Annotated in this window: 1 protein-coding gene and 1 pseudogene; both read left to right on the top strand. The window is 69.3% G+C overall.

The window, feature by feature from the left end; all coding sequences use genetic code 11:
• Window positions 1-827: pseudogene (locus tag NYR58_RS20395) on the top strand (hypothetical protein); the annotation flags it as partial.
• Window positions 817-1,157, top strand: a 341-nt coding sequence (locus tag NYR58_RS20400; RefSeq protein WP_261522949.1) for a hypothetical protein, incomplete at its 3' end; no start/stop codon positions are given. The pseudogene NYR58_RS20395 and the gene NYR58_RS20400, both read left to right, overlap by 11 nt.

Genomic DNA, 1,157 nt, shown 5'->3' on the forward strand with positions numbered 1-1,157 from the left:
ACCGTGAAGACCGGCGCGCTGAAGGTCGAGATCCGGCCGCAGGGGGATGGGCAATGACCTCCCTCGCGCCGATTTCCGCGGACACGCAGGATCTGCCCAGCCTGATCGACCGCGCCGCCAGCATGCTCACGGGGGCGAAGACCGCCGCGGAGGTGCTTGAGGCGCGCGACATGGCGGGCTTCGCCTACGATGTGGCCAAACGCGCCGCCCGGCTGCAGCGCGCCAAGAGCGCGCATGACGATCTCGTCGCGGCCGCGCATCGCGCGCAGGCCCATGCGCTCGAGATCGAGGCGCGGGCCAAACGTCGGTTGGCCGATGAGTACGATGCCGCGCAGGCGCGGGGCGAGGTAGCTCAAGGGCGGCCCAAAAGTCTTGAGAACGGCAAGGGATTTCAGGCCACGGTGGCCGACCTTGGCCTGCGCCATGACGAGATCCACGAGGCCCGCCAGATCCGGGACGCCGAGGCCGCGGAGCCCGGGATCGTCCGCCGCACCCTCGATGAGCGCCTCGAACGCGGCGAGGAACCGACCCGCGCGGCCCTGCGCAAGATGGTGGTCGATGCCGCCATGCGAGGGCTGCGGCCGCAGCGCTCGGCCAGCCGGCGCAACCCGCTCTACGCCCCGCCGACGCCTGCACGCGCTGCCTGGCAGCATGTGACCGGAACGTTCCGCGCCTTCGCCGAATGGGCCACCGAGGAAAACCTGGCCCTCGCGCGTCAGGGCATGCGCGAGGCGCGGGACGAACCGTTTCACGAGCTCGACGCGCAGGCAATCGCCCGCGGGGCGGCACGTTTCACGCAAATCACGGAGTGGCTCGATGCTGAATAGCCAGTCAGCGGCCTTTGCCGCATCAGTGTGGGAGGTCGCCTCCCGCCTCGGCAACAACGCGCCCAGGATCGCCGACGAGATCATGGAGGCGGCCTTTCCGTTGACCTGTTCGCAGGCGCGCGAGGAAGGCGCCTTGCGCATGCTGCGCACCGGGATCGTCTCGGAGGTGAAGCGCATCCTGCGCAACCAGGACGATGGACCGGCCCAGGGGGATTTCTCGGAGATCTGCGCGGCCTTCGCGCCGCTCGTGAAAGACCTGCGCTCGAAATCCTATTTCGTCGAAAGCGCCGCGGAATACGTCGCCATCCCGGACCTCATCGCGGACCCCGA

It is taken from the genome of Chelativorans intermedius, assembly GCF_025398255.1.
In the GTDB taxonomy this organism is placed as follows: domain Bacteria; phylum Pseudomonadota; class Alphaproteobacteria; order Rhizobiales; family Rhizobiaceae; genus Chelativorans; species Chelativorans intermedius.